General features: G+C 65.6%; 8 protein-coding genes and 1 pseudogene. 6 read left to right on the top strand and 3 right to left on the bottom strand.

Annotation, left to right across the window (positions count from 1 at the left end):
• Positions 1-1041, top strand: a 1041-nt coding sequence (locus tag RBR29_RS09190; RefSeq protein ID WP_320348761.1) for an MFS transporter, incomplete at its 5' end; no start/stop codon positions are given.
• Between the two features lies 1 nt (position 1042).
• Here the strand turns inward: RBR29_RS09190 and RBR29_RS09185 are convergent.
• Positions 1043-1882 (bottom strand): aldo/keto reductase, encoded by an 840-nt coding sequence (locus RBR29_RS09185; RefSeq protein WP_320348759.1) that lies wholly within the window; start codon positions 1880-1882, stop codon positions 1043-1045.
• A gap of 86 nt (positions 1883-1968) precedes the next feature.
• Here RBR29_RS09185 and panB point away from each other — a divergent pair, with 86 nt between their 5' ends.
• The 5 genes from panB (at position 1969) to RBR29_RS09160 (ending at position 7393) form a co-directional block, all read left to right on the top strand.
• Positions 1969-2796 carry a 3-methyl-2-oxobutanoate hydroxymethyltransferase gene (gene panB, locus RBR29_RS09180; RefSeq protein ID WP_320348758.1) on the top strand — a complete coding sequence of 276 codons (828 nt, stop codon included), beginning with the start codon at positions 1969-1971 and terminating at the stop codon, positions 2794-2796.
• Between the two features lie 95 nt (positions 2797-2891).
• Entirely contained in the window at positions 2892-3863 is a 972-nt protein-coding gene (locus tag RBR29_RS09175; protein WP_320348756.1) for a LysR family transcriptional regulator, read from the top strand.
• 117 nt (positions 3864-3980) lie between these two features.
• Positions 3981-5375, top strand: coding sequence for a DNA recombination protein RmuC (locus tag RBR29_RS09170; RefSeq protein ID WP_320348755.1), 1395 nt, complete (start codon positions 3981-3983; stop codon positions 5373-5375).
• Positions 5372-6373, top strand: a complete 1002-nt coding sequence (locus RBR29_RS09165) for a 5'-methylthioadenosine/S-adenosylhomocysteine nucleosidase (RefSeq protein WP_320348754.1) — start codon at positions 5372-5374, stop codon at positions 6371-6373. Before RBR29_RS09170 ends, RBR29_RS09165 begins: the two co-directional genes overlap by 4 nt.
• 12 nt (positions 6374-6385) lie before the next feature.
• The gene (locus tag RBR29_RS09160) at positions 6386-7393 is read left to right on the top strand and encodes a magnesium and cobalt transport protein CorA (protein ID WP_320348753.1); all 1008 of its coding nucleotides are present in this window, start codon (positions 6386-6388) and stop codon (positions 7391-7393) included.
• 48 nt (positions 7394-7441) lie between these two features.
• Here RBR29_RS09160 and RBR29_RS09155 read toward each other — a convergent pair whose 3' ends face one another.
• Positions 7442-7567 (bottom strand): oxalate:formate antiporter, encoded by a 126-nt coding sequence (locus RBR29_RS09155; protein WP_320348752.1) that lies wholly within the window; start codon positions 7565-7567, stop codon positions 7442-7444.
• Positions 7568-7576: 9 nt separating this feature from the next.
• Positions 7577-7830, bottom strand: a pseudogene (locus RBR29_RS09150) (hypothetical protein); the annotation flags it as partial.

Here is a 7830-nt window from a genome sequence, read left to right as displayed (position 1 = left end):
GGGGGCGGCATGCTGCTCAGCCTGAGCTACGCCACCGTGCCTCTGGTATTCGATCAGAGCCTGTGGTCGCGGGCCATGGCGCTGATTTCCGGCATGTGGGGCGTGGCCACCTTGTCGGGGCCCGCCATCGGCGGCCTGTTCGCCGAATCCGGGCATTGGCGTTGGGCGTTCTGGGCCGTGCTGCCGGTCTGCGCGGCGCTGGGCGCACTGTTGATCACGCAGCTGGGTCCGACAGGCAGGGATCGCCACACCCGGCTGGAAGCACCGTTGCTGCGTATCGGATTGCTGGTTGCTTCCGTGCTGGTGGTCTCGGCCGCCAGCCTGTCTGCATCCTGGGCCGTCCAATTGGCCGGGGTGGCGGGCGGCCTGTTGCTGGTCGTCTGGCTGGCCCGCATGGACAGGTGCGCACGCCAGCGCTTCCTGCCCGCAGGCGCCTGGTCGTTGAGCCACCCGCTGGGCCGCCGCTATGCCATGATCGGCCTGTTGAGCATCGGTGTGACGACCGAAGTCTTCGTGCCCTATTTCCTGCAGGTCCTGCATGACCAGTCGCCGTTGCATGCGGGCTATCTGTCGGCGTTGATGTCGGCGGGGTGGTCGTTGGGAACCATGATCAGTTCCGGACGCGGGTCTGCCAGTGCGGGCCGCCTGCTGGCCCTGGGGCCTGTCCTGTCGGCGTCTTCACTGGCGGGACTGTATTTCTGCATGCCTGATCCCGCGATGCCGGTGGCTGTGCTGGCTGTGCTGTTGCTGGGGGTAGGCGTGGGGGTGGGACTGTGCTGGCCGCATTTGTTGACTGGGGTCTTTCGCGCTGCACCGCCGGACCAGCAGAACATCGCATCGGCAGCGATCACGACCTTGCAGCTGTACGCAATTGCCCTGGGCGCGGCCATGGCGGGCGTGGTCGCAAACGCGGCGGGCTTTACGGATCCGGGTGGCTGGCAGGGCACGCGTCAGGCCGCCTGGGCCGTGTATGGCGTGTTCGTCCTTGCGCCAGCCCTGGCGATTCGCCTGGGCTGGCGGGCCGGACGCGACAGCGCCTGATTCAGTCCATCAGATGGAATGTCTCAGGGTCGGGGCCGATACGGCCATCGGCCTGGTCCAGGGCGGCGATCCGCGCCATGGCCGCATCGTCCAGGCGCAGGTTCCAGAGATTGAAGTTGTCCCGGATCCGTTCCGGGTCCGAGGATTTCGGGATCACCATGTGGCCCATCTGGATGTGCCAGCGCAGGATCACCTGGGCCGGGCTGGCCTGCAGTTGGTGCGCCAGTTCAAGGATCACGGGATCCTGCAGGGTCTGGCCCTGGCCGAGCGGGCTCCAGGCTTCGGTGCGGATGTTGTGGTCTTCGTGGTAGGCACGCAGTTCGGCCTGTTGAAAATGGGGATGCAGTTCGATCTGGTTGACCACGGGCAGCACCCCGGTGCCATCCAGCAGCCTTTGCAGGTGGCCCGGCTGGAAATTGCTGACGCCGATCGAGCGCGCACGGCCTTCGTCGCGCAGCTGGATCAGGGCTTCCCAGGTTTCCAGGTAGCGTTTTTCCCTGGGAACCGGCCAATGGATCAGATACAGGTCGACGTAATCCAGCCCCAGCCGGTCCAGGCTTTCCTGGAGCGCAGTCTTGGTACTATCGTGCCCATGCCGGTCGTTCCAGACCTTGGTCGCCACGAACAGGTCTTCGCGCGGGATGCCGCACTGGGCGATGCCGCGGCCCACCTCGGTCTCGTTGCCGTAAATGGCGGCGGTGTCGATGGAACGATAGCCGGCCTCGACGGCGGCCAGGATCGACGGGATGACGGCGTCCCCGGTCAGCTTCCAGGTGCCCAGGCCCAGCTGGGGCGCGCGGCGGCCATCATGAAACGTGATGTATGGTTGATTGGTGGACATGCGGGTCTCCGGTAGAGGCGGCGCCTGGCCGCGACGGATCTGGCCGGCAGTCGGCCAGCGATCAACAAGTCTTTGGAGTCAATCAAATGAGTGTACATAGTCAGGCGCAGCGCGTCACGGTGCCCCAGCTCATCGCATGCAAGGGGGAACGCAAGATCGCGGCGCTGACCGCCTATATCGCACCGATTGCCCGCATGCTGGACGAGGCTGTGGACATGCTGCTGGTGGGGGATTCCACGGCCATGGTCGGCTATGCATTGCCCGATACCCTGTCGATCACGGTGGACACGATGGCCGCGCACGCCGCTGCGGTGGTCCGGGCTACCCGGCATGCCTGTGTGATCGTGGACATGCCGTTTGGCAGCTATCAGCAGTCCCCGGCCCAGGCGTTTGCCAATGCGGCATCCCTGCTGGCGTCCAGTGGCGCGTCCGGCGTCAAGCTCGAAGGCGGCCTGCCCCTGGTCGAGACGACTCGTTTTTTGGTGGATCGCGGCATCCCGGTGCTGGCCCACGTCGGGCTCATGCCTCAATACGTCAACACCATGGGGGGATTCAAGGCCCAGGGCATGACGGATGCCGCCGCCCGCCGCATCCTGGAGGATGCCCAGGCCCATGCCCAGGCCGGCGCGTTCGGCGTGGTCCTGGAAGGCATCAGCGAGCCTCTGGGGCGTGAAATCACGGCGGCGCTGTCGATTCCCACGATCGGCATCGGGGCCTCGCCCGCGTGCGATGGGCAGATTCTGGTGACCGAGGACATCCTGGGTCTGAGCGGCGACCGGATTCCGAAATTCGCCCAGCGATTCGCCGATGCGGGGCAGCTGATCCGGGAGGCGGCCCAGGACTACGCACAATCTGTGCGAGAAGGGCGCTTTCCCACACTTGCTCATTGTTTTGGCGTGCGCTCTCAGAGTTAACATGTGTTAACAGTTTTTTAGCGATTCTGCCTGGGCTGGCGCTGGCTGGTCCAGGCGATTTCTTGATGCGGGCAGAGGGACTTGCATCGCATGCCATGGAAATACGCCAACTCGAGGCCCTGAATGCCATCGTGACCAGCGGCAGCGTCACGGCAGCGGGCCGCATGCTGGGCCGCTCACAGCCGGTCGTCAGCCGCCAGATCAGCGATCTGGAAGCTGAACTGGGTTTCATGCTGTTTGCGCGCACCCGGCCTGCGATCACCCTGACCGAGCAAGGCGCAGAATTCTACCGGGACGTACGCGGTATCCTGGCCGATCTGCATCAGCTGGAAGCCCGCGCCCGGGGCATGCGCAACGGGCAGGTCCGTCCACTGCGGATCCTGGCGTCTGCCGACCTGGCCCGCAGCTTGCTGCCCGAGGCCGTGGCTCGGATGGATCGTTTCAGCCCAGTCTTTCGCCAGAAGCTCATCATCGAGGAAGTCGTCCACGAAGCCCCCACCAGTGCGATTGTGGACAGCCGGGCTGATTTCGCGTTCATCAATCTGCCGATCGACACCGAGGCGGTGCGTGTGCACTGGTGCGGCCACGCACCCTGTCTGCTGGCACTGCCGGCTGCGCACCCGCTGGTGTCCCGGGATACGGTTCGGCTTGGGGATATTCACGACACGGATGTCATCACCTTGCTCAATCGCTATCGCATGCGCTATCACCTGACCAGCAGCCTGGTCCAGGCCACGGCGGGCGAAACCCGGCGCCATATCGAAGTCGGCAGCCAGCAGACGGCGCTGTCCCTGGTGCGGCAGGGCCTGGGCGTGGCGTTGATCGATCCGTTCTCGATCCGGGGGGTGCAGCTCGATGACGTCGTGTTGCGACCGATCGAGACTGTGGTCCCCTATATGGTTGGTGTCGTTTCGCAAGCGACGCACGAACTGCCGGATGGCGCCCTGCGCTTGATCCAGGGCTTGCATCGGCATGTCCAGAACAGCGTCCTGCACTACGCCGACACGGACCCCAGCGGCCTGCACCAGAGCATGTCGCGCCAGTCCGGGATGCTGCCGTCGGCTTGATTCCGGGTGCGCATGTGCATGTGCGCCGGAGGATTGCGGCTGCACGGGTACGCGGCCCCAGGGCCTTCTGGCTTGTGCGATGATGTCGGGATTCTTCATGCAGCATAGGACGGCATCGTGATCCCGTTTCCCCCGGAAACCCTGGTAGCGCTGGCGCTGGCCTTTCTGGTCGGCGCTGTGGCCGGCGCCTGGCCGGCGCGGCGACGGCTGTTGGGCCAGGCGGCCGAGGCCGCCCGCCAGGCGGGCCGTGCTGATCAGCTTCAGGATCGGCTCGCACGGCTCGAACAGGATGCCCAGGCCCAGGCCCAGGCGCTGGAGGACTGGCGGATCCGGGCGCAGGACGGTCAGTTGGAACTGGCCCGGCTGCAGGCTGCCCACCAGGAAAAACTAGCGGCGTTCGAGGACCTGCGCCAGGCGTTCGAGCAGTCGCGTGCATCCCTGCGGACAGAATTCCAGCATCTGGCCGTTCAGGTGCTGGAAGAAAAAAGCCAGGGCCTGTCGCGCGCCAGCCATGACACGATCGATGGCCTGCTGCGGCCCTTTCGTGAGCAGATCGAGGGTTTCCAGCGGCGCGTCAATGAAATCCACGATGCCTCGGTTCGCGGGCAGGCGCGGTTGGACGCGGAAATCCGTCGTGTGCTGGACGTGGGGCTGAAAATGAGTGATGAAGCCCAGTCCCTGGCCACGGCCCTGAAGGGTGACAAGAAGGCCACCGGCAATTGGGGCGAGGTCCTGCTGGAACGCAGCCTGCAGCTGGCAGGGCTGATCGAGGGGGATCATTATCAGGCCCAGGCGTCTTTCCGGGACGAGGCGGGCAGCCGGCGTCAACCGGATTTCGTCGTCCGGCTGCCGGACGGCAAGCATCTGATCATCGACAGCAAGGTGTCTCTGGTGGACTATGACCGGGCCGTGGCGGCTGCCACGCCCGAGGATCGGGACGCCGCGCTGGCCGCGCATGCGCGCGCCGTGCGTCACCATATCGACGATCTGGCTCGCAAGGACTACAGCAGCCTGATCGGGATGAAGAGTCCGGGCTTCGTGCTGATGTACATGCCGATCGAACCCGCCTACATCCAGGCCATGCAGCAGGATCGGGATCTGTTCGACCATGGCTATCGCCACAATGTCGTCCTGGTGTCCCATACCACGCTGATGCCCGTGCTGCGGACAGTGGCTTCGCTGTGGATGCTGGCGCGCAGCAATGAACAGGCGCGGGCGCTCGGTGAGCAGGCGGGCGGTTTGTACCGACAGGTCGAGGTGGTGGCGGACCGGTTGCAGAAGCTGGGCCATGCCCTGGGGGTGGCGGCCACGCACTACAACAGCACGGTCACGGCCGTGACGGGCCAGCGGGGTCTGTACGGCAAGGCAGGCCGTTTTGCCGAACTGTCGGCCAAGGCGGGCCGGCCGCTGCCGCCGCTGGAACCCTTGCATGCGGATTTCGAAGTCCAGCGGCTGGACGGTATCGTGCCTGGGGCCGATGCGTCCGTTTCTTCACAGGAGTCGAATCCATGACCGCGTGTCGTTGCGCATGGCGCCGTGCCGCCATTCTGATTGCGATCGTGCTGTTCTGGTCCGGCGGCGGGCCGGGTCTGCCGGCAGTGGCGCTTGCCGGTCCGGCGGCCACAGGCCCGTCGGCCGTTCCGGCAGCTGCGCAGCGTGCCGGTCGGGTGGACGAAACCCCGCGCCTGGCCATCATGTCCGCCTTCGCGCCGGAACTGGAACTGCTGCGTGCCCGCCTGCAGAATCCGCAGACCGCCACGATCCAGGGGGTCGAATTCACCACCGGCCTGCTCGAAGGCCGGGCCGTCGTGCTGTCGCTCAGCGGCATCAGCATGGTCAATGCGGCCATGAACACGCAATTGCTGTTCGACCGGTTCCACGTCACGCACTTGATCTTCAGCGGCATTGCGGGTGGCGTGAATCCGGATCTGCGCATCGGTGACGTCAGTGTCCCGGAACGCTGGGGACAGTATCTCGAAGTGGTCATGATGCGGGAAACCACGCCGGGGCACTATCGCGCGCCCGCATCCAAGGGGGGCTTCGAATTCGCGCCTTACGGCATGATGCAGCCGCGCGCCGTGCGTGTGCAGCCCGCCGACGGGACGGCCATCCAGGAAAAATTCTGGTTCGAGGCCGACTCGCGCATGCTGGCCGTGGCGCGCAGCATCCAGGCCGTCCCCCTGCGTGGCTGTGACCGTCAGGACCGCTGCCTGGACCAGCGCCCCCGTCTGGTGGTCGGCGGCAATGGCGTGTCCGGCCAGGCATTCGTGGACAATGCCGATCTGCGCCGCTATGTCGCGCGGACTTTTCACGCCAATGTGCTGGACATGGAAAGCGCTGCTTGCGCCCAGGTGGCCTGGCGCGCGGGGGTCCCCTTCATCGCCTTTCGTTCGCTCAGTGACCTGGCGGGCGGCGGACCGGGCGAAAACGAGATGAACGCCTTTCTGCAGATCGCCGCAGACAACGCCGCGCAGGTCTTGCTGGCCTTTCTGCGCGCCTGGCAGGATTGATCGGGGCGCAGCATGACATCGGCCAATGACACCCCTGTGGACGAGGCATTCCGGCGTTCGGCCGTGGCGTCCATCCTGTACGCGCCCGGCCAGCCGGGCCGCGAGGTCGGACTGGCGGATCTGGGGCCAGCGGCGACCGAGTCCGGCCTGCTCTGGGTTGGCCTGAAGGACCCGGACGAAGCTCTGGTGTGCGATGTTGGCCGCCGTCTGGGCCTGCCAAACCGCGCAATCGAGGAAATCATCGCTCCGCACCGGCGCCCGAAGATCATCGAATACGACCAGCTGACGCTGGTGGTCGTCGTGACGGTTGAAATCGCCCAGGATCGCCCGAGTTTTGGCGACACCCAGTTGGTGATCGGGCCGGGCTATCTGCTGACGATCCGCCGCCGCGCCGAGGGGTCGTATCGGGCATTGCGCGACCAGCTGGCCGAATCACCGGACTTCCTGTCCCGGGGCAGCGATTACATTGCCTCTACGTTGCTGGATCTCCTGGCGGATCGCTATATCGAGGCGCTGGACCACATGGAAGGCCGGGTCGAGAACGTCGAGCACCAGTTTCTGCTGCGCGGTTTCCGTGAAACCGACATCCACCGCCTGTATCGTCTGCGGCGGGATCTGCTGCGCATGCAGACGGCCATTGCGCCCCTGGTGGAAATCTGCCGCCGCCTGGGGCGCGTGGACATGCGCAACATCGATGCCGACAGCCGGGGGTATTTCAACGAGGTCGCGGACCGGATCCAGCGCATCGTCGAATCGATCGCCGGCCTGCGCGAAGCGCTGGTCTTCGCCTTCGAGGCCAGCATGATGATCAGCCAGATGCAGCAGACCGACATCACGCGTAAGCTGGCCGCCTGGGCGGCCATCCTGGCGGTGCCCACGGCGGTGGCGGGCATCTACGGCATGAATTTCCAGCATATGCCGGAACTGAACTGGACCTACGGCTATCCGGCAATGCTGGCGGGCACGTTTGCGGCCTGCGGACTGCTGTATTGGCAATTCCGCCGAATCAAGTGGCTGTAGGGGCCTGGCGCGGCAAGCCGCATGGATGGCGGCTTGCTGCGTTCTGGTCTAGTGGAACAGGGCGCTGGCCTTGAGCAGGGTTTCCCAGATGCCCAGCGCCAGCGGGATGCCGACATAGAGCCAGAACAGGACGATCAGGGCAGGCGAAGGGGTGCGGGTCGTGGTCGTGGACATGGCGGGCTCCTATTTTTGATGGGCCAGGCTGGCGCCCAGGGGGGCAGTATCGGTTTCAGCCGCCATGTGATGATGCGCGGCAACCGGGCGGACCAGCAGATTGCAGATGAAGCCCACGACCAGCAGGCCCGCCATCAGGTACATGGTGACGGTGTAGGACTGGCCCGGCGGGACGCCGTGGTCGACCTGGTATTGGCGGATGTAGTTCACCAGCACAGGCCCCAGCACCCCGTAGCCCAGGTACAGCAGCCACAACTGGTGGG

Source organism: Castellaniella sp. (assembly GCF_034007085.1).
Lineage (GTDB): Bacteria > Pseudomonadota > Gammaproteobacteria > Burkholderiales > Burkholderiaceae_B > Castellaniella.
Note: the sequence above shows the minus strand (reverse complement) of the source record. Positions and strands in the feature narration are given on the sequence as shown.